27 protein-coding genes and 1 pseudogene are annotated in these 25,150 nt (G+C 63.2%); 12 read left to right on the top strand and 16 right to left on the bottom strand.

Going from position 1 to position 25,150, the window contains the following annotated elements:
• Positions 1-27 precede the first annotated feature (27 nt).
• The 4 genes from tam to KI243_RS18365 all read left to right on the top strand — a co-directional run bounded on the left by tam (position 28) and on the right by KI243_RS18365 (position 3,153).
• A complete protein-coding gene (gene tam, locus KI243_RS18380; protein WP_212809638.1) occupies positions 28-792 on the top strand; it encodes a trans-aconitate 2-methyltransferase in 765 nt (254 codons plus the stop codon).
• A 103-nt stretch (positions 793-895) separates the two neighbouring features.
• On the top strand, positions 896-1,450 hold the full coding sequence (locus KI243_RS18375) for a DUF3455 domain-containing protein (protein ID WP_017126110.1): 555 nt from the start codon (positions 896-898) through the stop codon (positions 1,448-1,450).
• A 149-nt stretch (positions 1,451-1,599) separates the two neighbouring features.
• The gene (locus tag KI243_RS18370) at positions 1,600-2,388 is read left to right on the top strand and encodes an outer membrane protein (protein ID WP_017126109.1); all 789 of its coding nucleotides are present in this window, start codon (positions 1,600-1,602) and stop codon (positions 2,386-2,388) included.
• A 129-nt stretch (positions 2,389-2,517) separates the two neighbouring features.
• Complete coding sequence (locus tag KI243_RS18365; protein ID WP_177083157.1) at positions 2,518-3,153, top strand: DNA-3-methyladenine glycosylase I; 636 nt, start codon at positions 2,518-2,520, stop codon at positions 3,151-3,153.
• A gap of 1 nt (position 3,154) precedes the next feature.
• Here the strand turns inward: KI243_RS18365 and KI243_RS18360 are convergent, their stop codons facing one another.
• The 7 genes and pseudogenes from KI243_RS18360 to KI243_RS18330 all read right to left on the bottom strand — a co-directional run bounded on the left by KI243_RS18360 (position 3,155) and on the right by KI243_RS18330 (position 9,082).
• Positions 3,155-3,496 carry a type II toxin-antitoxin system HicB family antitoxin gene (locus KI243_RS18360; protein ID WP_212809636.1) on the bottom strand — a complete coding sequence of 114 codons (342 nt, stop codon included), beginning with the start codon at positions 3,494-3,496 and terminating at the stop codon, positions 3,155-3,157.
• Positions 3,493-3,744 carry a type II toxin-antitoxin system HicA family toxin gene (locus KI243_RS18355; protein WP_017126106.1) on the bottom strand — a complete coding sequence of 84 codons (252 nt, stop codon included), beginning with the start codon at positions 3,742-3,744 and terminating at the stop codon, positions 3,493-3,495. The genes KI243_RS18360 and KI243_RS18355 overlap by 4 nt, the downstream gene beginning before the upstream one ends.
• Before the next feature lie 202 nt (positions 3,745-3,946).
• Positions 3,947-5,320, bottom strand: coding sequence for a nucleotide 5'-monophosphate nucleosidase PpnN (gene ppnN, locus KI243_RS18350; protein ID WP_017126105.1), 1,374 nt, complete (start codon positions 5,318-5,320; stop codon positions 3,947-3,949).
• Between the two features lie 103 nt (positions 5,321-5,423).
• On the bottom strand, positions 5,424-5,822 hold the full coding sequence (locus KI243_RS18345; RefSeq protein WP_017126104.1) for a RidA family protein: 399 nt from the start codon (positions 5,820-5,822) through the stop codon (positions 5,424-5,426).
• Between the two features lie 112 nt (positions 5,823-5,934).
• Positions 5,935-7,247: pseudogene (locus tag KI243_RS18340) on the bottom strand (HAMP domain-containing sensor histidine kinase).
• Entirely contained in the window at positions 7,244-7,984 is a 741-nt protein-coding gene (locus KI243_RS18335) for a response regulator (protein ID WP_017126102.1), read from the bottom strand. Before KI243_RS18335 ends, KI243_RS18340 begins: the two are co-directional and overlap by 4 nt.
• A gap of 126 nt (positions 7,985-8,110) precedes the next feature.
• Positions 8,111-9,082 (bottom strand): MBL fold metallo-hydrolase, encoded by a 972-nt coding sequence (locus tag KI243_RS18330; protein ID WP_177118076.1) that lies wholly within the window; start codon positions 9,080-9,082, stop codon positions 8,111-8,113.
• Positions 9,083-9,339: 257 nt separating this feature from the next.
• On the opposite strand from KI243_RS18330, the gene KI243_RS18325 reads away from it, so the two are divergent.
• The 4 genes from KI243_RS18325 (at position 9,340) to KI243_RS18310 (ending at position 11,776) form a co-directional block, all read left to right on the top strand.
• The gene (locus KI243_RS18325) at positions 9,340-9,603 is read left to right on the top strand and encodes a DUF2790 domain-containing protein (RefSeq protein ID WP_212809635.1); all 264 of its coding nucleotides are present in this window, start codon (positions 9,340-9,342) and stop codon (positions 9,601-9,603) included.
• 62 nt (positions 9,604-9,665) lie between these two features.
• Positions 9,666-9,890, top strand: coding sequence for a hypothetical protein (locus KI243_RS18320; protein ID WP_212809633.1), 225 nt, complete (start codon positions 9,666-9,668; stop codon positions 9,888-9,890).
• A 189-nt stretch (positions 9,891-10,079) separates the two neighbouring features.
• Complete coding sequence (locus KI243_RS18315) at positions 10,080-11,006, top strand: extracellular solute-binding protein (protein WP_177118073.1); 927 nt, start codon at positions 10,080-10,082, stop codon at positions 11,004-11,006.
• Positions 11,007-11,008: 2 nt separating this feature from the next.
• A complete protein-coding gene (locus KI243_RS18310; RefSeq protein ID WP_177118072.1) occupies positions 11,009-11,776 on the top strand; it encodes an ABC transporter permease subunit in 768 nt (255 codons plus the stop codon).
• Between the two features lie 78 nt (positions 11,777-11,854).
• Here KI243_RS18310 and KI243_RS18305 read toward each other — a convergent pair whose 3' ends face one another.
• Positions 11,855-12,049, bottom strand: coding sequence for a hypothetical protein (locus KI243_RS18305; protein WP_146049170.1), 195 nt, complete (start codon positions 12,047-12,049; stop codon positions 11,855-11,857).
• A 256-nt stretch (positions 12,050-12,305) separates the two neighbouring features.
• On the opposite strand from KI243_RS18305, the gene KI243_RS18300 reads away from it, so the two are divergent.
• The gene (locus tag KI243_RS18300; protein ID WP_212811223.1) at positions 12,306-13,634 is read left to right on the top strand and encodes an OprD family porin; all 1,329 of its coding nucleotides are present in this window, start codon (positions 12,306-12,308) and stop codon (positions 13,632-13,634) included.
• A gap of 150 nt (positions 13,635-13,784) precedes the next feature.
• On the opposite strand, the gene KI243_RS18295 is transcribed toward KI243_RS18300, so the two are convergent.
• Entirely contained in the window at positions 13,785-14,729 is a 945-nt protein-coding gene (locus KI243_RS18295; RefSeq protein ID WP_017126095.1) for a sensor domain-containing diguanylate cyclase, read from the bottom strand.
• Positions 14,730-14,946: 217 nt separating this feature from the next.
• Here KI243_RS18295 and fabV point away from each other — a divergent pair, with 217 nt between their 5' ends.
• A complete protein-coding gene (gene fabV / locus KI243_RS18290; protein WP_212809631.1) occupies positions 14,947-16,143 on the top strand; it encodes an enoyl-ACP reductase FabV in 1,197 nt (398 codons plus the stop codon).
• Positions 16,144-16,206: 63 nt separating this feature from the next.
• On the opposite strand, the gene KI243_RS18285 is transcribed toward fabV, so the two are convergent.
• The 6 genes from KI243_RS18285 to gltP all read right to left on the bottom strand — a co-directional run bounded on the left by KI243_RS18285 (position 16,207) and on the right by gltP (position 21,547).
• Complete coding sequence (locus tag KI243_RS18285) at positions 16,207-16,584, bottom strand: cupin domain-containing protein (protein WP_212809629.1); 378 nt, start codon at positions 16,582-16,584, stop codon at positions 16,207-16,209.
• 79 nt (positions 16,585-16,663) lie between these two features.
• Positions 16,664-17,491, bottom strand: coding sequence for an AraC family transcriptional regulator (locus tag KI243_RS18280; protein WP_212809628.1), 828 nt, complete (start codon positions 17,489-17,491; stop codon positions 16,664-16,666).
• A gap of 120 nt (positions 17,492-17,611) precedes the next feature.
• Positions 17,612-18,124 (bottom strand): RidA family protein, encoded by a 513-nt coding sequence (locus KI243_RS18275; protein WP_212809626.1) that lies wholly within the window; start codon positions 18,122-18,124, stop codon positions 17,612-17,614.
• Positions 18,114-19,022, bottom strand: coding sequence for a PhzF family phenazine biosynthesis protein (locus KI243_RS18270; protein ID WP_212809624.1), 909 nt, complete (start codon positions 19,020-19,022; stop codon positions 18,114-18,116). Before KI243_RS18270 ends, KI243_RS18275 begins: the two co-directional genes overlap by 11 nt.
• Before the next feature lie 99 nt (positions 19,023-19,121).
• Positions 19,122-19,961: a helix-turn-helix domain-containing protein gene (locus KI243_RS18265; RefSeq protein ID WP_177107962.1), complete on the bottom strand. Its 840-nt coding sequence runs from the start codon at positions 19,959-19,961 to the stop codon at positions 19,122-19,124.
• 260 nt (positions 19,962-20,221) lie between these two features.
• Entirely contained in the window at positions 20,222-21,547 is a 1,326-nt protein-coding gene (gene gltP, locus KI243_RS18260) for a glutamate/aspartate:proton symporter GltP (RefSeq protein WP_212809622.1), read from the bottom strand.
• Positions 21,548-21,772: 225 nt separating this feature from the next.
• Between gltP and selD the strand changes: the two genes are divergently transcribed.
• Both selD and mnmH read left to right on the top strand, forming a co-directional pair.
• Entirely contained in the window at positions 21,773-22,807 is a 1,035-nt protein-coding gene (selD, locus tag KI243_RS18255) for a selenide, water dikinase SelD (RefSeq protein WP_017126087.1), read from the top strand.
• Positions 22,807-23,901, top strand: coding sequence for a tRNA 2-selenouridine(34) synthase MnmH (gene mnmH / locus KI243_RS18250; protein WP_212809620.1), 1,095 nt, complete (start codon positions 22,807-22,809; stop codon positions 23,899-23,901). Before selD ends, mnmH begins: the two co-directional genes overlap by 1 nt.
• A gap of 138 nt (positions 23,902-24,039) precedes the next feature.
• Here mnmH and KI243_RS18245 read toward each other — a convergent pair whose 3' ends face one another.
• Positions 24,040-25,095, bottom strand: coding sequence for a permease (locus KI243_RS18245; protein ID WP_212809618.1), 1,056 nt, complete (start codon positions 25,093-25,095; stop codon positions 24,040-24,042).
• Positions 25,096-25,150 lie beyond the last annotated feature (55 nt).

Genomic DNA, 25,150 nt, shown 5'->3' with positions numbered 1-25,150 from the left:
TCACTCCCACACACAAGAGGAAGCGTGATGACCTGGTCAGCCAAGCAATATTCGACCTTTGAAGCAGAACGAACCCGTCCCGTCCGTGATCTGGTGACTGCCATCCCGACGCGTTCGGTGCAGGTGGCCGTCGATCTGGGTTGCGGTCCGGGCAATTCCACCGAGGTCCTGGCCCAGCGTTTCAGCGAGGCACGGGTTACTGGCATGGACAGTTCCGATGACATGCTGGTCAGTGCCCGGGAGCGTTTGCCCGCGCTGAATTTCGAACTGGCGGATATCGCGACCTGGAACCCGGACCAGGCTTTCGATGTGATCCTGGCCAATGCCTCGCTGCAATGGCTGCCGAATCACGCCACCCTTTACCCCCATCTGGTGAGCAAGCTGGTCGCCGGTGGCAGTCTGGCGGTGCAGACCCCGGACAATATGCAGGAGCCGTCCCACCGGCTGGCCCGCGAAGTGGCCGCGGACGGGCCGTGGGCAGCCAGGATCGGGACGGTGCGCCATCCACCACGGCACGACGCGACGTTCTACTATGAGCTGCTGCGGCCGCACTGCACGACGGTGGATGTCTGGCGCACCACGTATCACCATCCACTGGCGGGTGGGCATGCGGCGGTGGTCGAATGGTTCAAGGGCTCCGCCTTGCGACCTTACCTGGCACCGCTCGACGAGGCGGAAAAGGCCGCTTACCTGCAACGTTACCTGGCGGCGATCAGTGAGGCTTATCCGGCGCTGGCCGACGGTACGGTGCTGTTGCCGTTCCCTCGGTTGTTCGTGGTCGCGACCCGTTGAGCATCGATTGCGGAAAAAGTCGCGAATAAAAATCACGAGTGAGTTGTTCTCCTTCCAGACGCCGCCACACTGACCGCGATCCTGACAAGTGGAACTCTCACTCATGCACGACACCGTCCCGATGCAACTCGCTCACAAGCGCAGCCATGGTCCTTCAGGGGCTGTCCGGGTGCTGGCCATCCTGGGGCTGCTGCTCTGTGGGTTCATTACCGGCACCACCTGCGCGGCGGATGCCGCGCCCAATCTGCTGACAGCCGGTGATGCCACGGTGCTCTCGGTGCGGGGTGAAGGCGTGCAGCTCTACAACTGCGCCGCGGACACCTCGGGCAAACTCACCTGGCAGTTTCGCGAACCTCTCGCCACCCTGATCTTCAACGGCAAGACCGTCGGACGGCACTTCGCCGGGCCGACCTGGGAGTTTGCCGACCGCAGCGCGGTGGTCGCCAAGGTGGTGTCCCAGCAACCTGGCGCGACGAAGAAAGACCTGGCGCTGCTCAAGCTGGAGGTGGTCGATCACCAGGGCAGCGGTGCCTTGTCGAAAGTGGTCTCGGTCCAGCGCCTCAACACCCGTGGCGGAGTCTTCTCCGGGGCCTGCACCCAGGCCGGGGCTATCCATGTCGAACCCTACAGCGCGGACTACCTGTTTACCGCCGAATAACCCTTACCGCTGAATAGCCGTGGTCCGCGCCGCTCAGGCACGGGCCGGCAAAACACCCCCTTTGTTCAATCCCCACATGCGGGCCCAGGCCTGTGTGCGGGCAACGCTGTGCCCAAAAAACACTTGACCGACACACCAGGAGCTTTCACATGATCAATCGTCTTCTCGTTGCCACGACCGTGACCCTGCTGGGCAGCCTGGCCGCCCAGGCCGCCGATCTGCCGACCTCGGCCCCGTCTAGCCATGCATCGTCCAACGCTGCCGTGGACTGGACCGGTTTCTACGGCGGCGTCAACGCAGGCGCCGGTTTCGGCGGCGACACCAGCGTGCACACCAAGGGGCAGGCGGCACCGAACATCGCCAATATTGCCGGTGGTGCCCGTCCGGGCTCGGTGGACCTGGATCGCAACGGTTTTGTCGGTGGCGCGCAACTGGGCTACAACTACCAATTCGGCCAGTGGGTGGCCGGTGTCGAGACCGACCTGTCCTATACCGACCTGAATGACAGCCGCAATATCGGCACCCGCCAGTTGAACACCGGCGCCGCGCTGAACAACAAGTTCGAATCGAAGATCAAGTACCTCGGTACCCTGCGTGGGCGTTTCGGCTATGCCTTCGACCGTACCCTGGTCTACGGCACCGCCGGTCTGGCCTATGGCGAAACCAGCCAGAGCGTCGATATGTTCGGTCCGACCGGCAACACCCAGTTCAGCGGCAGCCAGAGCCGGTTCAAGGTCGGCTACACCGTCGGTGCCGGTATCGAGCAGATGCTGACCAGCCAGCTGTCGCTCAAGACCGAATACCTCTACTACGACCTGGGTGAAGACAAGCTCAACGTCAAGGTCATCCCGGGCAGCGGTGGTGCCGGCACCGGTTATGATTCCAGGTTCAAGAACGACGGACAGATGCTGCGAGTGGGCTTGAACTACCGCTTCTGATCCCCGCGAGTGCGTTCGTGCTGCGGCCCGCCCTGGCAACAAGGCGGGCCGTTGTCGCACAAGATCCTCGCAACGGCGTTGCCCGTCGTGTCAGGATTGACCACTACCATTGGCAAGCAAAGGCAGTGCATGGACACGATTTCCCCGGGCCTGATGGTCGACGAGTCGGGTATCACCCGATGCCTCTGGCGTTCTTCCATGCCGGAGTATGTCCATTACCACGATGCGGAGTGGGGGCGTCCCGTCACCGACGATATTCGCCTGTTCGAGAAAATCTGCCTGGAAGGTTTCCAGGCGGGCATGGCCTGGATCACCATTCTGCGCAAGCGCGAGAACTTCCGTGAAGCCTTCGAGGGATTCGATTTCCGGCGTGTGGCCCGCTACACCGACGCCGACGTGGCCCGGCTGATGGATAACCCCGGTATCGTGCGCAATCGCAGCAAGATCCTTTCGGTTCTCAACAATGCCCGCCGCGCCTGCGAACTGGTGGAGGAGAGCGGGTCGCTGGCGGCCTGGATGTGGTCGTTCGAGCCTTCGGCGGATGAGCGGCCCGCCGTGGTGGACTTCGACTACTGGAAGGCCAACCCGACGTCGCCGGCCTCCGTCCGCTTGTCCAGGGCCCTGAAGCAACGCGGCTGGACCTTTGTCGGCCCAACCACGATATATGCCCTGATGCAGGCCACGGGCATGGTCAACGACCACCTCGCCGACTGTGCCTGCCGGGCTGAAATCGAGCAACTGCGCCAGGGCCTGAGGCGTCCCTGAGTCAGGCGTGGCGCAGCAGGTATTCGCTCAGTGCCTGGCGGGTCAGGTCGTTCAATGTCAGTTTCTGGCGCGTGGCGCTGAGGGCGGCGGCCAGGTGCAGGTCATGGCCGACACGGACGTTGAACGAACCCTTGCACGGTACTTCGGGAGACTGCTTGAGGCGCTGGCAGTTGTCGAGATAGTCCTCCACCGCCTCCTTGAAGGCTGTTTCCAGCTCCGCCACGGTCTGCCCCTCATAGCTCACCAGCGCCCGGATGAACTGAAGTTTGCCGAACAGGCAGTTGTCCTCGACGCTGGCTTCGATGGAGCCGAAATAGCCCTTGTAGTGCATCTGATTGGTCACGGAATCAGTCCTCCTGAGCGTAGATGGTCGATCACCTGACGCCTGATATAGGTTCTCAGCTCATTGCCTGGATGAGGTTTATGCAGGCTGATCGCTGCAAGCGGATCGCCGTTGTCGAACTTGACCCGGCTGCCTGAACCTTCAAGCCGGCGGTAGCCGAAATGGCCCAGCAGCGTGACCAGTTCCGGCCATGTGAAGGCCATCCATGGGTTGAGCAGTTTTGCGAGCAGCTTTTCATTCCTGGACACCGGGCCTCCTGCCTGCAACTAAATATAGTTGCACTGATGTTGAGGGTCAAGAATGAGTGGGTTTGCCCAGGCGATCAAGAGGGGATCAGGCGCTGTTTACGTTTCCTACAGGCCTTGAGGAAAGGGTGCTGCGAGCGTTCGCGGGGATGGGGAGCTGGCGGCTGGAGCAGCCGCCAGAATGATCCTGGCGGATCAGCCGATTTCAGGTAACGACCCGATAGCAAGGCTCGTAGGCTGCGCCGCCCGGCAGTTTCATCCGGTGTTGTGCGACGAAGGCCTGGAGCAGTTTATCCAGCGGCCGCATGACTTCGGCATCGCCGTGGATTTCGTATGGGCCGTGTTCCTCGATCAGGCGAATGCCCTTGTCCTTGACGTTGCCGGCGACGATCCCGGAAAACGCCCGGCGCAGGTTGGCCGCCAACTGGTGCGCCGGCTGGTTGCGGTTCAGTTTCAGGCTGGCCATGTTGGCGTGGGTCGGGTCGAACGGACGCTGGAAACCCTCGTCGATCTTCAACAGCCAGTTGAAGTGAAAGGCGTCGTTGCGTTCCCGGCGGAACTGCTTGACGGCCTTGAGGCCCAGGGCCATCTGCCGGGCGACCTGGGCCGGATCGTCGATGATGATCTGGTAGTGCTGGTGCGCCGCTTCGCCCAGGGTGGCGCCGACAAAGGCGTGCAGTTGCTGCAGGTAGGCTTCCGCGCTTTTCGGTCCGGTGAGGATCACCGGGAACGGCAGGTCACGGTTGTCCGGGTGCATCAGGATGCCCAGCAGGTAGAGGAATTCCTCGGCCGTACCGGCACCGCCCGGGAAGATGATGATGCCATGGCCGACCCGCACGAACGCCTCCAGGCGCTTCTCGATGTCGGGCATGATCACCAGTTCGTTGACGATCGGATTCGGCGCCTCGGCGGCGATGATGCCCGGTTCGGTCAGGCCCAGGTAGCGGCCGGTGGTGATGCGTTGCTTGGCGTGGGAAATGGTCGCGCCCTTCATCGGTCCCTTCATCACGCCGGGACCGCAGCCGGTGCAGATGTCCAGGCTGCGCAGGCCCAGTTCGTGACCGACTTTCTTGGTGTACTGGTACTCCTCGCTGCTGATCGAATGACCGCCCCAGCACACCACCATCTTCGGCTCCAGGCCGGGACGCAGGGTGCGGGCGTTGCGCAGCAGGTGGAAGACGTAGTCGGTGATGCCCTGGGAACTGTCCAGGTCGATGCGCTGGCTCTCCAGCTCGTTCTCGGTGTAGACGATATCGCGCAGGGCGCTGAAGAGCATTTCCCGGGTGCTGGCGATCATCTCGCCGTCGACGAAGGCATCGGCCGGGGCGTTCAGCAGCTCCAGGCGTACGCCGCGGTCCTGCTGGTGAATGCGGATCTCGAAATCCTTGTAGGCTTCGAGGATGGTCTTGGCGTTGTCGACATGCGCGCCGGTATTGAGGATGGCCAGGGCGCACTGGCGGAACAAGGTGTAGATGCTGCCGGAGCCGGCCTCGCTCAGTTGTTGCACTTCACGTTGGGAAAGGGTTTCAAGGCTGCCCTTGGGGCTGACCGAAGCATTGATTACGGATCGTTGGGTCATTCTCTATTCCATGAAAGCGACGCGGCCGGGCGACAAGGTGCCGGCGGCATCAGAAAGGCCGGCGTCGACCGTGGTCGTGCGCCAGGGGTGAGGCAAGGCGCGATCATGCGCTGCGTTGTACCGCCACGCACTTGATCTCCGCCAGCAGGCCGGGGTGTGCCAGTTCCGCGACGCCGATGGACGTCCAGGCACAGTGCCCGCGTGGAAACACACGATTCTTGACCTCGCGAAAGACTGCCATGTGCTGGCTCATATTGACATGATAGGTGGTCATCTCGACCACGTCGTCAAATGTACAGCCGCCGGCGGCGAGGACCAGGCGCAGGTTTTCCCAGCAGGCGACGAACTGCGCCTCGGGATCGGCGATCACTTCCAGTTGTGCGGTACGGCCCACCTGGCCGGCACAGTACAGCGTCGCCCCGACCTTGACGGCGGGCGCGTAGCCGGCGCGTTCGACGATCGGACGCATGGATTCTGGAATGATGATCTCGCGGTCTGTCATGGGGCGTTTTCCTGATAATGCTGGAAGCGGGCACTCAAAAAGTGCCCTAGCATAGCTAAATCAGGCGCCCAGGTGTGCCTCGCCGGTCCGAGACACGCCGTCGCGGGAACGGTCAGTGCTGAGCCGTCCCCAGTTGCAGTTCCGCGCACAGGCCGCCGCCTTCGCGGTTGCTCAGGGTCAGCGCACCGCCGAGGGCGACCGCCAGTTGCTGGGCGATTGCCAGCCCCAGGCCGGTGCCGCCGGTGCTGCGATTGCGCGAGCTTTCCACACGGTAGAAAGGCTTGAGCACTTCCTGCAGTTCGTCCTCGGCAATTCCCGGACCGCGGTCGAGCACCAGGATCGACAGGCCCTGGTTGTCCTTCGAAGTCACCACCAGTTGGGCGGAACCGGCGAACTTCAGGGCGTTGTCCACCAGGTTGACCAGCACCCGGCGCAGGGCATGGGGGCGAATGTCGATCAGCGCGCCGTTCTTGCCTATCAATTCCACTGCCTGCCCGGTGTCCTGGTAGTCGAATACCAGGCTGTCGAGGAAAGAATCCAGGTCGATACGGCAACTGACTTCGGTGGCGCCGTGCACGCTGCGGGCATAGGCGACGCCTTCGCGCACCAGGTGTTCGATTTCACCCAGGTCCTGCCAGAGCTTGTCCTTTTCCGTGGACTCGTCCATGAACTCGGCGCGCAGTTTCATGCGGGTGATGGGGGTCTGCAGGTCATGGGAAATCGCCGCCAGCAGTTGCATGCGTTCCTTGAGGTAGTCGGCGATTCGTTTTTGCATGGCGTTGAACGCGGCGGCGGCATGGGCGACCTCGGAAGGGCCGGCTTCGTCCAGGTGCACGCCGTGGGTATTGGGGTCGAGGTTTTCCACGGCCTGGGCCAGGCGGGTCAGCGGACGCACGGCGATGCGTACGGCGAGCCAGGTGCAGGCGAGCATCAGCAGCAATTGCCCGAGCAGGACCACCGGTAGCCAGGGCAGCATGGGCATGATCGCCGGCCGTACGTCGATGGTCACCGGACTGCCATCCTTGAGCGTCAGGTGCGCCTGGAAGTGTTTCTGCGGGCCGGGATATCGTTGAAGGTCACCGGGTAGTCCGGGCCCAGGGCGTCCTCGATCGAGGGCACGGCAACCGGCAGGTCGCCTGCGCTCATGGGCACGCCCTGGGTTCCTTCGTCCAGCAGGTAGCTGTAGTTGTGCCGCGCCAGGCGGGGCAGCCAGCTGTCGCGCTCCACCGCCGGCAGGCGCTCGAGAATGGCGATGGATGTCGACACATCGGTTTCCAGATTGCCGAGCATGGCGTTCTTCGCGCTTTCGTAGCGCTCATAGGCTTGTGCGGCGAAGGACAGCGCCTGGGCCAGGATCAGGCAGATCAGGAAAATCAGCGACAGCCGCGACGCCAGTGTTCGCGGCCAGTGCAGGACGCGTTTCATGACTCGGCACCGAGGATTTCCACCGGCAGGGAGAACACATAGCCTTCGCTGCGCACGGTCTTGATATAGGCCGGTTCCCGCGCATCATCCAGCAGGCGCTGGCGCAGGCGGCTGACCAGCAGGTCGATGGAGCGGTCGAACAGGTCGGCGTCACGGCCCTGGGTCAGGTTGAGCAACTGGTCGCGATTGAGCACCCGCTGCGGGTGGTCGAGAAACACCCGCAACAGGCGATACTCGGCGCCGCTGAGGGCCACCAGGGTGCCGTCCTCGTCCAGCAGGTGACGGGCTGTGGTGTCCAGTTTCCAGCGGCCGAAGCCCAGCAGGCGACCGCTTTCGGTCACCACCAGGTTGGGCGGCAGCATCCGTGTGCGGCGCAGCACGGCATTGATCCGGGCCAGCAGTTCGCGGGCGGCGAACGGCTTGACCAGGTAGTCGTCGGCCCCCATTTCCAGGCCGATGATGCGGTCGGTCTCATCGTTGCGAGCGGTCAGCATCAGGACCGGGGTGGTCTTGTGCTTGCCGGCGCGCAGCTCACGGCACAGCAGCAGGCCGTCGTCGCCGGGCATCATGATGTCCAGCACGATCAGGTCGACCGGGGTGGTTTCGAGAAAGGCGCGCATCTGCCGGCCGTCGGCGACGACGGTGGTGCGCAGGCCGTTTTTCTTCAGGTAGTTGCCCACCAGCTCCCTGATCTCCCGGTCATCGTCCACGATCAGAATGTGATCGACATGTTCCATCGTTTCAACCTCTGTCAAAAATGAGTCATGGCCCAGTCTAACCGGGGCCGTGGTGCTTGCCTGCGGTGCTTTGTATTGCAGTGTATCTGGTGGGCGGCGGATACATGGATATTCAAAAAAGCCGGCTCAGGGACGGATTCGCTGCCCATCCTCGGCGAAATCCAGCGGGCCGCGATAGTTCTGGCGAATGGAGCGGCTGGCGGCGTCACGGAACTCGTCGGTGTCGTTGGGCAGGTGGCTGAGCAGCAGGTGCGTTATCCCGGCCAGATGGCTGATCCTGCCGATATCGACGGGGGCGCTGTGCAGGGTGTAGAGAATCGGCGGGGCGCTGGGCGGGTCGAGCACCGGATCGTTGAACACCAGCAGTTGCGAGCCCTTGGCGATGCGGGCCAGCGCGGCATGGCCGTGGGTGTCGATATCGCCGCTGAACGTGATGCTCTTGCCCTTGTAGTCGACCCGGTAGATCACGGCTGGCGCGTCGCCGTGATGGCCGATCGTTGCGCTGATCAGCAGGCCGTCCTGGTCGAGGATGACCTGGGGTGTATCGTCGTCGGTACTGGTCGGGGCGGACAGGTCGGTGACGTCGAAATTGACATGCCCGGCAAAATCCTCCAGGTAACTGAAGGCGCCGAAGGTACCGAAGAGCAGGTCGACAAACTGGCTGGTGGCGGGGAAGCGCGCGCCGGGCTTGCCGTTGCCGGCGGTGGTGGGTGTACTGGCGCCGGGGCCGAAGATCCGGAAGTCGATATCGGTGCGAGTGCTCACGGCGCGGGCCTTGATGATGCCCGGCAGCTCGGCGGCGTGATCGACGTGCAGGTGGGTCAGCAGCACGATATCCAGCTTGCGCAGGTCGAGCCTGGCCTCGCCGATCCGGGCGAAGGTGCCGGGGCCGGCATCCACCAGGATGCGTGGCGTGCCATCCAGCAGCAGGGCATAACCCGCGCCTGCCCGGCCGTTGGCACCGGGGCCGCCGGAACCCAGTACCAGCATTTCCAGCGCGGCGGGGGCGGGTGTTTCCTGTGCGGCCAGCAGGCCGCCGCTGCCCAGTAGCAGGCTGAGCAGGGTCGCGCCCAGCAGCAGGTTTTTCGGGAAAGGCATTGTCTGATTCCTTGCGTCGATCATGTCGGTGATGCAGTTCACCGCAGTCATGTATCCAGGATATTTCCAGCGCGCATGTTGTTCGCCGTACTTTTTTCGTTGGTGTGTATCGCTGTGTATCCCAGGCGGCTCCAGACACTTGAGGTTTAACAGCCACCGGTTCGCGACACACTCGGGATACCTGCCGGGCATTCAATGGGCCCCATCGAGACAACAGCGCTCGGCCCACTGAATCCAACTACCGACGGGAGTCCCTCATGAACACCAAAGTCATCTACGCCGCCTGCCTGTTTGCCGCCCTGAACATCTGCACCCTGTCTGCCCGGGCCGAAGCCCAGGTGCAGCCGCAAACCTACAGCTACGGCACTCACCTGGATGTACGCAAGGTGCTGTCCCTGACCCAGGAAGCCGGTCCGGAATGCGGCGTGGTCAATGCCCAGATGAGCTACCTCGACTCCCAGGGCCAGCCGCACATCCTCGACTACCGCAAGTTTTCCGATATCTGCCACGAAGGGGGATAAGCCTTGCGTCGTTTTGCCTTTGCCCTGTTTTGCCTTCTATTCCTGATACGAGAGTGCATGCCATGAACCCCATTAAAACCTACCTGAGCGCGATTGCTTTCTCCCTGGCCGGTGCCGCGGTGCACGCCGATGCCGCTACCGAAAAGCGCCAATGCCCGGACGGCGTATGTTTCCAGCTGACACCCGTGGCCGCCCAGCCGTCTGCGCCCTTGCTGGGCGAGAACGGTTCCAGCCGTACGCCGCAAGGCCGTTATCTGGAGGAACAACAGACCAGTGCCCAGGCCTGAACGGCTCCCGCTGACCCAGCGTCCCGGCCCGAGTGCCGGGCGCCCGGGTCGCCGGCCAAGGCTAACGGACAAAAGATAGCGCCCAAGTCTCAATATCGTGCTTTCCCGCGCCAGCCCCGTTCCCTGCCTTTGTGCGGGGCGTTAGGCTGCGCCGCTATATACATGACCCTATAGCGGTGGAGCGACAGCATGAGCAAGCATCTGTGGAAAATGGCCCTGGGCGGATTGGCGTTGTCGATGTCCCTGGTCGTCCAGGCAGCCGAGACCCTGCACGTCACCTATGCCGGCTCCATGGGCGTGGTCATGGACAAGTCCCTGGGGCCGGCGTTTGCCCGGCAGCACCAGCTGACTTACCAGGGGCAGGGCGAGGGCGCCTATGGCCTGGCGCGCATGCTCGCCTCGAAAAAGGTGGTGGCGGATGTGTTCGTCTCGATCACCCCGGGGCCCATCGAGATTCTTCGCCAGGCCGGGCTGGTGGATGAGGCGGTGCCGGTGGCCAGCACACGCATGGTGATCGCCTATAACCCCAGGAGTTCGTTCGCCAAGGCGTTAGAGGCGAGCAAGGCGGCGAATGCCGAGCAATCCTGGTGGCAGGTGCTGCAGCAGCCGGGGCTGCGTTTTGGCCGGACCGACGCGGCGACCGATCCCCAAGGCCAGAACATCGTGTTCGCCATGCAACTGGCGGAAAAATACTACCGGCAGCCGGGCCTGGCGCAGCGGGTGCTCGGCGATGTACAGAACCCGGCCCAGGTGTTTGGCGAAGGTGGCTTGCTGACGCGCCTGGAGGCCGGGCAGGTCGACGCGGCTTCGGGCTACGAGAGTGCGACCTTGTCGGCGGGCCTGCCCTATGTGGCGTTGCCGGACGAGATCAACCTGAGCAACCCGGCGTTCGCCAAGGACTGGTATGACACGGTCAGCCTCAGTCTCAAGGACAAGGCCGGCAAGGATCAGGTCCTGCGTCCGCAACCGCTGGTGTTCTACGCGGCGGTCCTGAAGAATGCGCCGAATCCCGCGCAGGCCAAGGCCTTTGTCGCTTTCATGCAGTCGGCCGAAGGCCAGGCGCTGTTTGCCCATGATGGTTATGGCCGGCCCAAGGGCGATGCGCTGGTCAATTGACGATGTCGATCCTGGGCCTGCGGCTGTCGACCTGGCTGTGCGTGCCGGCGGTCCTGCTGCTGGGCCTGCCGTTTCTGGCGCTGGTACGGGAAACCGCCTGGAGTCATCTGCAACTCGCCTATGGCGACTGGAGTGCGCTGGGTGTGTCGCTGGGGCTGAGTCTGGTATCCAGCGCATTGATCGTGCTGCTGGGCCTGCCCCTGGCCCACTGGCTGGCGCGGACCCGCTCGGCGTTCAAGCGGGGTGTGGAATCATTGGTGCTGATGGCGCTGCTGACCCCGCCGCTGGCCATGGGCATCCTGCTGGTCTCGGCCTATGGGCCCTATGGCACCCTCGGCGGGCCGCTGGCGCGACTGGGCGTATCGCTGACCAACAATGCACCGGCGTTTATCCTGGCCCAGTTGTATGGCGGCCTGTCCTATTTTGTCCTGGCGGCCCGTGGGGCGTTCGAGGCGGTGCCGTTGTCCCTGGAAGAGGCCGCGCGTGGCCTGGGTTGCTCCAGTGTCCAGGTGCTGTGGCGCGTTACCTTGCCTCTGGCGGCGCGGGCGCTGGCCGCCGGGCTGGCGATTGTCTGGGTCCGGGTGATCGGCGAGTTCGGCATCGTCATGGTCTTTGCCTATTTCCCCCAGGGCATTCCGGTCAAACTGTTCGTCAACCTGCAGAACGACGGGGTCGACGCGGTCTATGCCTTGCTCTGGTTGCTGCTGCTGGTGACCTTGCCGTTTCCGCTGTGGTGCCTGTCGGCGTTTGGTCGGACGACCAGAGGGTAGCGCGGGCAAATGTTGTTATTTGCATGGCAACCAGGAATAGCGTCCACGACAAGTTCCTTGAATTGATCAAGTTATGAATTATTGTTTCCGGTTAAAAAAAGCTACTGCACCAGGTACAGTAGCTAAAGTCTTAACCAAAGGATGATGAAGAAGAGTATGGCCCAATAACTGTTCCAGCAACGCACCGGAAAATAATTGAGGCATAACTTTGCCATCGGCGAGAACAGTACCACTGTCGTTCGATGATCGCTTATCACCCGTATCAATAGTCACTATTGATACAAACCTGCCGGATTGTATCGGCGCTCATGCTAAAAAATCGCCACTCGGGGAGCACCCGATACAACAAGAAGGGCATGAGCCTGTCATTGCGTCGTGACCATCGAGCACGACATCGCTGTATTAGCTCGCCTGCCATTACCCGGTTTCCTTCGACCATCCGCCCGGACCCGCAACCTTCTTGCGCAGCCCACGGTTGGCGCTGGATGCCTTATTGATAGAACCAAGGGGAAGTGTAATGAGGAGCGCAATCAAGTCGGCAAAATGGAACCTGGTCACACTGGCGGTTTCACTGGGGCTGAGCCAGATGGCGAGCGCCGCCGCGGTCAGCGATCAGGCCGATAGCAAGGGGTTGGTGGAAGACAGCAGCCTCAATCTTCATCTCAAGAACTACTACTACAACAGCGATCGCAAGAACGGCAACGCGGACCGCAAGGACTGGACCCAGGGCGTGCTCGGCAACTTCAGTTCCGGCTTCACCCAGGGCACGGTCGGCTTTGGCGTGGACGCCTACGGCTTCTGGGGCATCAAGCTCGACGGGGGCGCCGGGACCTCTGGCACGGGCAACCTGCCGGTACGACGCGACGGTTCGCCGGAAGATGACTACAGTACGGCGGGTGGCGCACTCAAGGTGCGGATCTCCAAGACCGAATTGCGTTTCGGCGACCTGCAACCCACCGCGCCGGTGTTCGCCGCCGGCGGCACGCGCCTGATGCCGCAGACCGCCACCGGCTTCAACCTGCTGAGCAGCGAGATCGCCGGGCTGGACCTGGATGCCGGGCACTTCACCGGAGGCAATGGTCCGGTCACCACCAACCACGACCATGACCTGTTTGCTTCCTACGCCAATATAGCCGCCAAGAGCATCGATTATGTCGGCGGCAAGTACACGGTCAATGACAATCTGCTGTTCAGTCTCTACGGCTCCGAACTGGAAGATATCTGGCGCCAGTACTACGCGAACGCCAACTACACCCTGCCATTCTCCGAAGGCAACTCGCTGAACTTCGATTTCAATATCTACCGCACCAATGACGAAGGCCAGGCCAAGGCCGGCAGTATCAATAACACTACTTGGTCGCTGGCGGCCGCTTATACTTTCCTGACGGCCCATACAGTGACCGTGGCCTATCAGAAAGTGCATGGCAATACACCTTTCGATTATGTGGCCTTTGGCACTAACGGCCCTGGCGATACGGGCGATTCGATCTTCCTTGCCAACTCCGTGCAGTATTCGGACTTCAACGGTCCGGGGGAAAAGTCCTGGCAGGGACGTTATGACCTGAACATGGCCAGCTACGGTGTGCCGGGCCTGAGTTTCATGGTCCGTTATGTCTACGGCGATGATATCGACGGTACGAAGATGGCCGCCGACAGCCCGTATCGCAACTACCAGTACGGTGAGGACGGCAGCCATCACGAAACCAACCTGGAAGCCAAGTACATCGTCCAGGCCGGGCCGCTCAAGGATCTCTCGGTGCGCATGCGCCAGGCCTGGCATACCGCCAATAACGACCAGGCCGAGGGCGACGTGAAGGAGTTCCGCCTGATCCTCGACTATCCGATCTCCATTCTGTGATGGATTGACGGGCGCGCACCGCTCGCGCGCCCGACACGTCCCTGCAGGAGCCGGCTTGCCGGCGATGAGGCCCTTGAATTCCGTATCGTTCTTGCGGCCGCCATCGCCGGCAAGCCGGCTCCTACATGTTCTGCATTCCAGGCATGCCCATCAGTCGCTGAAATTGCCGTACTCGGCACCCATCCGGCCGTTGCGCTTGACCCGGTACAGCAGTTCGTCGACCTTCTCGACAAAGCTCAGTGCCGCCTCATCGACCGCGGGGCGGATGGTGCCCACCCCGAGGCTGAGGCTCAACAGCCCGGAAACCGCTGACTTCTCGTGCTCGATCTGCTGCTGGCGCACCAGTTGCAGGCATTTCTCCGCCACTTGCCGGGCCTTGTCCGCTGGCGTTTCCGGCAACAGCCAGATGAACTCCTCGCCGCCGATCCGGGCAATGAAGTCCCGTGGTCGATTGGTCGCCAGGGACAGTGTCTGTGCCACCTGGCGCAGGGCTTCGTCACCCTTGATATGCCCGTAGTGGTCGTTGTACTGCTTGAAGAAATCGATATCGAGGATGATCAGCGACAGCGGCAACTGGTTGTTCTGGGCATACTCCCACTCGCGGGCGAGCACGGTGTCGAACATGCGGCGGTTGGCGATGCCGGTCAGGCCGTCCTGGAACGAGTATTCCTCCAGTTGCTTCTGCAGGCGGATCAGGTGTTCCTCGGTCTTCTTGCGCTCGCTGATATCGAACATGAAGCCGATCAGCGCCTCGACTTCGCCGTCCTTGCGCACCACATGCACCACGTCACGGATCCACACGTAGTCGCCGCCGCTGGTCAGCGCGCGATAATCGGCCTCGTGGTCGACGCCGGCCTTGGATTGCGACACACAGAAGTTCACCACGTATTCGCGATCATCCGGGTGCATGCGCGCCACCCAGTCATCGACCCCGACCCAGCTGTCCGGGGTCCAGCCCAGCAAGGTCTCGATCTGCGGGCCGATATAGCTGAAGGTCATGGTCCGCCAGTCGATTCGCCAGGGAATCGCCTTGGTGGATTCAAGCAGGGTCTTGTACACGTCACTATCGGTTTCGGCGGAAGGCGTGGCGCTCATGGTCGGGTCAGGCTTCGCTGGCGGAGATGGGCGCTAGAATGTTGCGCACACGGCGCGGAATCAAGATCCAGGCGATGCAAGGCAAGGGATTTTGCTTTCCCCGCGCGGGCCTGTGTTGTAAAAGCAGTGACGCATCGGCTTTTTGAACGTCTATGACTAGAATCCGCGACGCTGCAATCGTCAGTGTCGATATCGGCCTAAGAGAAAAGGGGACCTTATGATCATCAAACCACGCGTTCGTGGCTTTATCTGTGTGACCACCCATCCGGTGGGCTGCGAAGCCAACGTCAAGCAACAGATTGACTACGTCACCCAGCAAGGCCCGGTCAATGATGGACCGAAGAACGTCCTGGTGCTCGGCGCCTCCACCGGCTATGGCCTGGCCGCACGCATTACCGCCGCGTTCGGTTGCGGCGCCAAGACCCTCGGGGTGTTCTTCGAGCGTGAAGGCGATGAAGGCAAGCTCGGCACCGCCGGCTGGTACAACAGCGCGGCGTTCCACAAGTTCGCCGACGCCGAGGGCCTGTACGCCAAGAGTATCAATGGCGACGCCTTCTCTGACGAGGTCAAGCGCCTGACCATCGAAACCATCAAGCGCGACCTGGGCAAGATCGACCTGGTGGTCTACAGCCTGGCGGCACCACGCCGTACCGACCCGAAGACCGGCGAAGTCTACAGCTCGACACTCAAGCCGATCGGCAAGTCGATCACCCAGCGTGGCCTGAACACTGACAAGGAAGTGGTTGTCGAGACCACCCTGGAGCAGGCGACCCAGGAAGAAATCGACGGCACCGTCAAGGTCATGGGTGGCGAAGACTGGCAACTGTGGATCGATGCCCTGGACGAAGCCGACGTGCTGGCTGACGGCGCAAAAACCACCGCCTTCACCTACCTGGGCGAAAAGCTGACCCACGACATCTACTGGAACGGTTCCATTGGCGCGGCCAAGAAGGACCTGGACCAGAAGGTCCTGAAGATTCGCGAGCGTCTGGCGGCCAAGGGCGGCGACGCACGGGTATCGGTACTCAAGGCCGTGGTGACCCAGGCCAGCTCGGCGATCCCGATCATGCCGCTGTACCTGTCGCTGCTGTTCAAGGTGATGAAGGAGCAGGGCGTCCACGAAGGCTGCATCGAGCAGGTCTATGGCCTGTACAAGGACAGCCTGTACTCGCCGACGCCGATTCTCGACGAAGACGGTCGCCTGCGTGCCGACTACAAGGAACTGGCGCCTGAAGTGCAGGATCTGGTCGGCAAGCTGTGGGACCAGGTGACCACCGAAAACCTCAATGAACTGACCGACTTCGCCGGCTACAAGGCCGAGTTCCTGCGTCTGTTCGGCTTCGGTATCGAAGGCGTGGACTACGAGGCGGACACCAGCCCGGACGTGGCTATCCCCAACGTGATCCAGGCTTGAGAAAGGCCTGCGGGGCGGACTTGAGTTCGCCCCGCAGGAGGTTGTGGCGTCAGTCCTGGCGTCTCAGATCCACAGGTCGTTGACAGCAGTGCGCTCGCCGCCCTCGGTCCCGGTGTTCAATACGCCACGAGGTTCCACCAGTAGCATCTTCACTTCCTTTTCCGCGTAAGGCTTGTGCTCGACGCCCTTGGGCACTACCACCATCTCTCCCTGTCCCAGGGTTACCTGGCCGTCGCGAAAATCGATGCGCAGTACGCCTTCCAGCACGATAAAGGTTTCATCGGTCTCGGCATGGGCATGCCAGAGAAAGTCCCCCTCGATCTTCACCACCTTGAACTGATAGTCGTTCATTTCGGCGACGACCCTGGGCTGCCATTGATCAGTGAACAGGCCAAGTTTTTCGGCGAAGTTGACGGGTAAGAGTGTCTGCGGGGTATTCATGGGACCGGCCTCCGGGGAAATCACGAACCGCCAGCCTAGCGCCGTCCACCCGGGGATTATTGTACGATCGTGCAACGCCTCAGCGGCGTGGGTTGCCGGCCAGTCGCTGCATTTTCTGCCAGTGTCCCGGGGCCAGGCCGAAGGTGGTACGGAACTGGCGGGTCATGTGGCTCTGGTCGGTGAACCCGGCCATCAGCGCGGCCTCGCTCAGCGAGTGGCCCTGCACCAGCAGCGAACGGACCAGGTCCAGCCGGCGCATGCTCAGGTAGCGATAGGGGCTGGTGCCGAACAGCAGGCGGAAGTCGCGGCACAGGTTCCAGCGGTCGCGACCGCTGTGCTCGGCCAGTTCATCGAGGGTTACGGTGCGGTCCAGCGCGCTGTGAATGAACTCGCGGGCCCGCTCCGCCGCCTGGTAGTCGAAGCTGCGACGTTTGCCCGGCGCACCGCAGACCGCGTTCAGGGCCTGGGCCAGGTCGAAGATCGCATCCTGTTCTTCCAGCGGGTCGAGGGCGTTGTCCATGCTCTGCAGCAAGGCTTCGGTGGCGACCCGCAGACGCGGATCGGCACTCAGCCCGCCGGGCACGAAGGGCAGGGGCTGGCCGCCGAGGGCCGACTGGATCAGCGAAGGCTGCAGGTAGATCATCCGGTACTTGAAGCCGTCGCGGGTTCCGGCCTCGCCGTCGTGCACCTCGTCCGGGTGCAGCACCATGGTGCCGCCGGGCAGGCTGTGACGCTGGCTGCCGCGATACTTGAAACTCTGCACGCCGCTCAGGGTGCGGCCGATGGCGTAGGTGTCGTGGCGGTGGAGCGTGAAGCCGTGCCCGGAAAAGAACGCTTCGAAGCGTTCCATCTGGTTGGACTGCGGTGCGCGCTGCACCCAGTCGACATTCGGCGTTTGCTTGCCCATGGCCCTGCCTGCCCTTTTCCTGACCGAGATACGCGGCACCGGCCTGGCCGAATGTCCGCGTCCTCGGATAGTAAAGGAAAATGCCGGGCTCTGCTTGGCGCCAAGCTCCAGTGCCGCCCTCTAGTCCCGCAGGCGCACCACCCCCTCGATCTCGACTGCCGCGCCACCGGGCAGGGAATGCACGCCGATGGCCGAACGGGCGTGCCGGCCGCGCTCGCCGAATACCTGGGTCAGCACCTCGGAAGCGGCATTGATCACGTCGGACTGGGCACCGAACTCGGCCTGGGCACGCACGTAACCGGTGATCCGCACCACCTGCCCGACCCGTTCCAGGTCACCGTCACAGGCCGCCGCGACAATCGACAGGAAGTTCGCCAGGCACAGGCGCGCGGCTTCCCGGGCCTGCTCGATCGACAGTTGCTGGCCGACGATCCCGGTATGGCGGATTTCCTCGTTGTAGCGCGGCACCTGGCCGGACACCCACAGCAGGTTGCCGTCGCGCAGGCCCAGCTGGAAGTGCAGGGGGGCCACGAAACGCTGCGGCGGATCGGGGTAGAGTGCCTCCAGCCGGGCCTTGAACGGCGGCAGGAGGTCACTGAACGGCAGCCACTGGGGCTTCGGATCAGGCGCCATGAACGTCTCCCGCCGGCTGTTGCTCGGTGGCAAAGGCGCTGTAGCCGCCGACAAAACAGCCGGTCGGTGTGGTGCCGCCGTGGCCCAGGTCGAAGCGTACGTAGATATCCGAAGGACGCCCCATGGCGCGGCCCTGATGCACCAGGATCGGCGTTTCACCGGCCTCGATCATCCCGTACTCCAGCAGGCCGAAGGCCAGGGCCGTCGCGGCGATGCCGGTGGCGGCGTCTTCGGGGTAACCCGAGGCCTTGGGGAACTGGCGGCTGTCGAACTGGCGCTCGACGCCAGGGTGCGGGCAGAACAGGTAGAAACCGGTGGAGTCCAGCAGCTCGCACAAGGCTTCGATCCGTGGCGAGTCGGGCCGGGCGGCGTCCAGCAACTCGGGGCTTCTCACCGGAATCAGGGTCTTGACCCGGCTGGTGGCGGCGTTGAGGAACGGCAGATCGAGGATATCGGCGGGCTGCAGGCCGATGGCTTCAATGATCTGCCCGCGCAGCTCCGGACGCTTCAGCGTTTCCACGGTGCCCAGGGGCTGGGAAATCTCGATAAACGGGTCTTCGAGTCCGCCGTCCTGGACATGGGCGGTCACGGTGCCGCTGAGGGTCTCGATGGACAGCCGGCTGCGGTCCAGCTTGCCGAGCTTGTGCAGCAGCCAGACCGTGCCGATGGTGGCGTGGCCGCACATGTTCATTTCGTGCAGCGGGACGAAAAAGCGGAAGCGGTAGTCGTTGGCGCCGGGTTGTTCGGGGTTGAACGCAAAACCGCTTTCATGACCGTAGGCGCGGGCGATGGCGGTCATCTGCTCGGCCGCGAGGCCTTCGGCATCGACGACGATGGGCGCCGGGTTGCCGCCGCCGCGCTTGGACTTGAACACTTCTACAACCTGTACATCACTCATACCAGACCTCGAAAGACGGGAGACGAGGTCGATTGTGGCAATGGCGCCGGGACGGCTCTAGGTCGATCGGGTCGACGATGCGGACATTTGGGCCATGCCTCAATGAGGCTTGCGCAGGTCGCTGGGCACCCGCCCCAGGTAACGCTTGAACAGGCGGGCCAGGTAGGAGGGTGAATCGATGCCTACCGCCAGGCTGACTTCCAGGATCGACAGCGAGGTGCTGGAAATCAGCCGGGCGGCGGTCTCCACCCGCGTGCGGTTGGTGAAGTCCACCAGGGTTTCCTCGGCAAAGGCCTTGAACAGACGGGTCAGGTGGCGGCGCGACAAGTGGAACTGGTAGCCGATGGTGTCGACATCGAGGTTGTCCTGCAGGTGATCGCGCACGTACATCTGGATGTCGCGCACCAGCAAGGCGTTGCGATGGCTCTCGGTGCCTTGCAGCGTCGGCTGCTGGCGCGCGATCAGTCGTGCGCACTCCTCGAACAGCAGGTGATTGAGATGCGGCAACTGGCGATTGAAGGCTTCGGCGGACGAGGCCCGGGCGAGCTGGTCGTGCAGGCGCAGGATGCTGTCCAGTGCTTCGCTGCCCTGCCAGATCCCGGAGCGCGTGGCCTGGGTGGCGAAGCGGTCGTAGCCGGCGAGCTGCCCATGGTGGGCGATGTAGTTCGAGTCGATATACAGCGTGATGTGCCTTTCCCGGCCGGGGGCGGCCTGGGTCGAGTGGGCGAAGTCCGCCGGCACCAGGGAAAACGCCTGGCGCGAGACGTGCACCGCGTTGCTCGTGCTTTCGGTGGACAGGAACAACCCGCCCTGACGCGGCAACAGCAGCATATGACAGTCGTGGGCGTGCCAGTCCTGGGCATAGCCGGTGCTTTCGCTGATCTCGAAACGGAACACATCGGGCGACATGCCGCTGAGCTTGGGCGATAAATGGGCCATGGGATTGACCTCCAGGGTGGTCATTCAGGGGGATCGCGTCATCGTTCACGTCCATCGCCAGCAAGCCGGCTCCTACAGGCTGGCGTTCCACCACGAAGATAGTGTCGTGCGCAAAACTTGCAGGAGCCAGCAAGCCGGCTCCTACAGGCTGGCGTTCCACTACGAAGATAGTGTCGTGCGCAAAACTTGTAGGAGCCGGCTTGCTGGCGATAGGGCCCGCCAGAACACCGAAGGCCTCTGTGGCGAGCCTAGTCTATCCGTTAACGCACCGGGACAAACGCCTGCTCGTCGTCTGGTTGTGGCTTCGACAGCGATTTCCAGTAGCGCTCGCCAACGGCATCGTCGTACATGCCTTCCCAGCGGGCCACCACCAGCACCGCCAGGGCATTGCCGACGATGTTCAGGGCGGTGCGGGCCATGTCCATGATCCGGTCGACACCGGCGATAAAGGCCAGTCCTTCCAGGGGAATCCCGACGCTGCCCAGCGTCGCCAGCAGCACCACGAAGGATACCCCCGGCACCCCGGCAATACCCTTGGACGTGACCATCAGCGTCAGCACCAGGGTGACCTGTTGCCCCAGGGACAAGTCGATGCCGTACAACTGCGCGATAAAGACCGCCGCGATGCTCTGGTACAGGGTCGAACCGTCGAGGTTGAACGAGTAGCCGGTCGGCACCACGAAGCGGCTGATGGCTCGCGGTGCACCGTAGGCTTCCATCTTCTCGATGATCCGTGGCAACACGGTTTCCGAACTGGCGGTGGAATAGCCGAGGATCATCTCGGCCTTGAGGATCCGCATCAGCTTGAATACCGAGAAGCCGCAGGCGCGGGCCACCAGGCCGAACACCACCACGCCAAAAAAGGCGATGGCGGCATAGACCAGACTGACCAGGCGCGCCAGCGGCCACAGCGAGGCGAAGCCGAAGTTGGCGACCGTCACCGAAATCAGCGCGAACACCCCCAGCGGGGCATAACGCATGATCATGTGGGTGACCTTGAACATGCTCTGGGACACCCCTTCCAGCACACTCACCAGCGGCAGGCGCAACTCGTCCTTGAGGCTCGACAGGCCCAGGCCGAACATCACCGAGAAAAAGATGATCGGCAACATGTCGCCGCGCACGATGGCCGCGAAGACATTGGACGGCACCAGGTTCAGCAGGGTGGTGATAAAGGCGTGGTTTGCCTGGACCTCGTTGGTGGTCTTCTCGTACTGCGAGATATCGGTGGTGCCCAGCAGGCTCATGTCGATGCCATGGCCCGGCTGGAACAGGTTGGCCAGGACCAGCCCGACAATGATCGCCAGGGTGGTGATGATCTCGAAATAGACCATGGTCTTGAAGCCGATGCGTCCGAGCTTCTTGCCGTCGCCGACCCCGGCGATGCCGACGATCAGCGAGGAAATGACGATCGGGATGACGATCATCTTGATCAGGCGGATAAACAGGTCGCCCGCCGGTTGCAGGATCGTGCCGATCCACCAGGTCTTGTCGCTGCCTGCGTGATGGAGTAGCGCGCCGACGGCGATGCCCAGGATCAGACCGATCACGATCTGCCAGGCGAGGCTCAGTTTTGCCTTGGTCATAGTAGGTGGGTTCCCATGTTGTTAGATGTAGATGCGGGGCGCCGGGGTGAGCAGAGGCTCGCCGCTTGTGCCGTGCAGCGGTAGCGCAGTTCGATGTTGAGCTTCGGATCGGCACTCATGGATGCCGATCGGGCCGGCCATGCTCACGATTGGGCCATGGCTCGTACGGGCTGAGCGACGGCGGCTCTGTTAGACTCGGTGAATTTGAGATCGCGAGGTGTACCGATGAGCGAACCGATTCGCCTGACCCAGTACAGCCACGGCGCAGGCTGTGGTTGCAAGATTTCGCCCCAGGTGCTGGAAGTGATCCTCGCCGGCAGTGGCGCCCAGAACCTGGACCCGAAGCTCTGGGTCGGCAACGCCTCCCGCGACGACGCGGCGGTGTATGCCATTGATGAGGAACGTGGGGTGGTCTCGACCACCGACTTTTTCATGCCGATCGTCGACGATCCCTTCGATTTCGGTCGGATTGCCGCCACCAATGCCATCAGCGACATCTACGCCATGGGCGGCGACCCGCTGATGGCCATCGCCATTCTCGGCTGGCCGGTGAATGTCCTGGCGCCGGAAATCGCCCGTGAAGTGATCCGTGGCGGCCGCGCCGTCTGCGACGCCGCCGGTATCCCGCTGGCCGGCGGGCACTCGATCGATGCCCCCGAGCCGATCTTCGGCCTGGCCGTCACCGGCCTGGTGGACAAGCGCCATATGAAGCGCAACGACACCGCCACCGCCGGTTGCACCCTGTACCTGACCAAGCCCCTGGGCATCGGCGTGCTGACCACCGCGGAAAAGAAGGGCAAGCTGCGCAACGAGGACGTCGGCGTGGCCCGCGACTGGATGTGCACCCTGAACAAGCCTGGCAGCCGCTTCGGCAAGCTGGCGGGCGTGACCGCGATGACCGATGTCACCGGCTTCGGCCTGTTGGGGCATCTGGTGGAGATGGCCGACGGCAGCGGTCTCACCGCGCGCATCGTGTATGAACAGGTGCCGCGCCTGCCGGCGGTGGAGTACTACCTGGACCAGGGTTGCGTGCCCGGCGGTACGCTGCGCAATTTCGACAGCTATGCGAGCAAGGTCGGCCCCCTGCGCGAACTGCACAAGCGCGTGCTGTGCGACCCGCAGACCAGCGGCGGCCTGCTGGTGGCGGTCACGACCGAAGGCCAGGCGGAGTTTCTTGCCGTCGCCGCCGAACTGGGCCTGGCCCTGGAGCCCATCGGCCAGTTGGTGGAGCGACAGAGCCACGCGGTAGAGGTGCTCTGATGTCCGGCGATATCACCGACTACCGCGAACTGTTTCTCAACGATGTGCCGATGATGGACACCCGGGCCCCGGTCGAATTCGCCAAGGGCTCCTTTCCCGGCGTGATCAACCTGCCGCTGATGACCGACCTGGAACGCCAGCGGGTCGGCACCTGCTACAAGCAGCACGGCCAGCAGGCGGCCATTGTCCTCGGTCACCAGCTGGTGTCCGGCGATATCAAGGCGGACCGGCTGCAGGCCTGGGCCGATTTCACCCGGGCCCATCCCGATGGCGTGCTGTATTGCTTCCGTGGCGGCCTGCGCTCGCAGATCGTCCAGCAATGGCTCAAGGAAGCCGGGATCGACTATCCGCGTGTGACCGGCGGCTACAAGGCCATGCGTACCTTCCTGCTGCAGAGTATCGAGCAGGCGGTGGCGCAAGCCGACTTCCTGCTGTTGGGCGGCATGACCGGGACCGGCAAGACCGATGTGATCGTCCAGTTGGACAACAGCCTGGACCTGGAGGGACACGCCAATCATCGCGGTTCCAGTTTCGGCAAGCGCGCCACCGGGCAGCCATCCAATATCGACTTCGAAAACCGCCTGGCCGTGGACCTGCTGAAGAAGCGTGCCCGGGGTATCGGGCAGTTCGTGCTGGAAGACGAGAGCCGCATGGTCGGACGTTGTGCCTTGCCGCTGGCGCTGTACCAGGGCATGCAGCAGTTCTCCATGGTCTGGCTCGAAGACACCCTGGAAAGCCGGGTCGAGCGGATCCTGCGCGACTATGTGGTGCAGCTCTGCGCGGAATTTGTCGAGGTGCATGGGGAGCAGGGGTTCAAGCTGTTCGCCGAGCGGTTGCTGGCGAGCCTCGACAACATCCACAAGCGCCTGGGCGGCGAGCGTCATCAGCGCATGCGCGGGTTGATGGCCGATGCCCTGGCGGAGCAGGAGCGCAGCGGCAGTGTCGACCTGCACCGCGCCTGGATCCAGGGCCTGCTCAACGAATACTACGACCCGATGTATGCCTTCCAGCGGGAAAGCAAAGGTGCGCGCATCGAGTTTGCCGGCGAGCAGGCGGCGGTGCTGGAGTACCTCAGCGCCCGTCGGCGCACCTGAGAGTCTGAAGATGCCGCCTATGGGAACGGGCTTGTGTCGGAGCAGAACCTGTGGGAGCGGGCTTGCCCGCGAAGAGGGCCTGGAGGCCGCCAGAAGCTTCGCGGGCAGGCACCGCTCCCATACGGGGCCTCGGTGGGTCTAGAGAATCACCACCGCCACCAGGCCGCTGACGACCCCCACCAGCATGGTCAGCACGGCCACGGTAACCAGGACCCGGGCATCGAAGTCCTTGCGCAGCATCAGCAGCGACGGCAGGCTGATGCTCGGCAGGGTCATCAGCAGCGCGACAGCGGGGGCGGTGCCCAGGCCCAGGGTCATCATGGTCTGCACGATAGGGATTTCCGCTGCCGTCGGAATCACGAACAATGTCCCGATGATCGCCAGCGGCACCAGCCACAGCAGGCTGTTGCCCATCGCCCCGTCGACATGGGGAAACAGCCAGACCCGTGCCGCGCCCAGCAGCAGGACCGCCAGGATATAGATCGGAATGGTGCTCCAGAACAATTGCCAGAGGGTCTTGCCCCAGCGGGCGAAGAAGCCCCGGGTGTCCGCGTTGCTGGCTTCGGCCACCGCTTCCACGGCCGGTTCGGGCAGGGTTTGCGGGCGCGAAATGCGCTGGGCGATCAGTGATACCACGAGCACCAGCACCAGGCCGGCCACCAGGCGGATCGCACTGAAGCCCCAGCCCAGTACAAAGCCCATGAACACCAACGTGGCCGGGTTGAGCACCGGGTTGGCGATCCAGAATGCCAGTGCCGCGCCGACCGAGACATTCTGCCGGCGCATCCCCGCGGCCACCGGGGCCGCGCAGCACGAGCACATCATGCCGGGCAGGGCGAACAGCCCGCCGCGCAGGGTCGAACCGAAGCCGGCGCGACCGAACAGGCGCAGCAGCCAGTCCTTGGGAATCAGCACCTGCAGCAACGAGCCGAGGATCACCGCCAGGACCGCGGCTTTCCAGATCGCCAGGAAATACACCTGGGCATAGGCCAGCGCGGCGGCGACCGGCGAGGCCGGATTGTCATTGATGATCGACGCGCCGATGCTGTGGCTGTCGGCGGCGACAAAGGCCTTGGCGTAATAGGGCGACCACTTGACGTAGTACAGGCCGATGGCGGCGATGGCGAGAAACAGCAACGGTTTCCACCAGAGCGACCAACCCCGGGCAGGGGTGGTGGAGGTAAGTGAAGTCATGGGGCGCGGTGTCCGGAAGCGAGTGAAGGATGATGGGTGAATGATAACCCAGGCC

The sequence above is a fragment of the Pseudomonas sp. Ost2 genome (assembly GCF_018326065.1).
Lineage (GTDB): Bacteria > Pseudomonadota > Gammaproteobacteria > Pseudomonadales > Pseudomonadaceae > Aquipseudomonas > Aquipseudomonas gingeri.
The sequence above is the reverse complement of the archived record's forward strand: the minus strand, read 5'-3'. Positions and strand labels throughout refer to the sequence as shown.

Bases quoted from the DNA above. Each gene is read 5' to 3' on its own strand.
- KI243_RS18345 (WP_017126104.1), bottom strand. From the start codon at position 5,822: ATGACAGACCGCGAGATCATCATTCCAGAATCCATGCGTCCGATCGTC.
- selD (WP_017126087.1), top strand. From the start codon at position 21,773: ATGAGCGAACCGATTCGCCTGACCCAGTACAGCCACGGCGCAGGCTGT.
- KI243_RS18315 (WP_177118073.1), top strand. From the start codon at position 10,080: ATGAGCAAGCATCTGTGGAAAATGGCCCTGGGCGGATTGGCGTTGTCG.
- KI243_RS18270 (WP_212809624.1), bottom strand. From the start codon at position 19,022: ATGAGTGATGTACAGGTTGTAGAAGTGTTCAAGTCCAAGCGCGGCGGC.
- gltP (WP_212809622.1), bottom strand. From the start codon at position 21,547: ATGACCAAGGCAAAACTGAGCCTCGCCTGGCAGATCGTGATCGGTCTG.
- KI243_RS18325 (WP_212809635.1), top strand. From the start codon at position 9,340: ATGAACACCAAAGTCATCTACGCCGCCTGCCTGTTTGCCGCCCTGAAC.
- KI243_RS18335 (WP_017126102.1), bottom strand. From the start codon at position 7,984: ATGGAACATGTCGATCACATTCTGATCGTGGACGATGACCGGGAGATC.
- KI243_RS18375 (WP_017126110.1), top strand. From the start codon at position 896: ATGCACGACACCGTCCCGATGCAACTCGCTCACAAGCGCAGCCATGGT.
- tam (WP_212809638.1), top strand. From the start codon at position 28: ATGACCTGGTCAGCCAAGCAATATTCGACCTTTGAAGCAGAACGAACC.
- KI243_RS18330 (WP_177118076.1), bottom strand. From the start codon at position 9,082: ATGCCTTTCCCGAAAAACCTGCTGCTGGGCGCGACCCTGCTCAGCCTG.
- KI243_RS18275 (WP_212809626.1), bottom strand. From the start codon at position 18,124: ATGGCGCCTGATCCGAAGCCCCAGTGGCTGCCGTTCAGTGACCTCCTG.
- KI243_RS18280 (WP_212809628.1), bottom strand. From the start codon at position 17,491: ATGGGCAAGCAAACGCCGAATGTCGACTGGGTGCAGCGCGCACCGCAG.
- KI243_RS18370 (WP_017126109.1), top strand. From the start codon at position 1,600: ATGATCAATCGTCTTCTCGTTGCCACGACCGTGACCCTGCTGGGCAGC.
- KI243_RS18285 (WP_212809629.1), bottom strand. From the start codon at position 16,584: ATGAATACCCCGCAGACACTCTTACCCGTCAACTTCGCCGAAAAACTT.
- ppnN (WP_017126105.1), bottom strand. From the start codon at position 5,320: ATGACCCAACGATCCGTAATCAATGCTTCGGTCAGCCCCAAGGGCAGC.
- mnmH (WP_212809620.1), top strand. From the start codon at position 22,807: ATGTCCGGCGATATCACCGACTACCGCGAACTGTTTCTCAACGATGTG.
- KI243_RS18320 (WP_212809633.1), top strand. From the start codon at position 9,666: ATGAACCCCATTAAAACCTACCTGAGCGCGATTGCTTTCTCCCTGGCC.
- KI243_RS18245 (WP_212809618.1), bottom strand. From the start codon at position 25,095: ATGACTTCACTTACCTCCACCACCCCTGCCCGGGGTTGGTCGCTCTGG.
- KI243_RS18265 (WP_177107962.1), bottom strand. From the start codon at position 19,961: ATGGCCCATTTATCGCCCAAGCTCAGCGGCATGTCGCCCGATGTGTTC.
- fabV (WP_212809631.1), top strand. From the start codon at position 14,947: ATGATCATCAAACCACGCGTTCGTGGCTTTATCTGTGTGACCACCCAT.
- KI243_RS18310 (WP_177118072.1), top strand. From the start codon at position 11,009: ATGTCGATCCTGGGCCTGCGGCTGTCGACCTGGCTGTGCGTGCCGGCG.
- KI243_RS18295 (WP_017126095.1), bottom strand. From the start codon at position 14,729: ATGAGCGCCACGCCTTCCGCCGAAACCGATAGTGACGTGTACAAGACC.
- KI243_RS18365 (WP_177083157.1), top strand. From the start codon at position 2,518: ATGGACACGATTTCCCCGGGCCTGATGGTCGACGAGTCGGGTATCACC.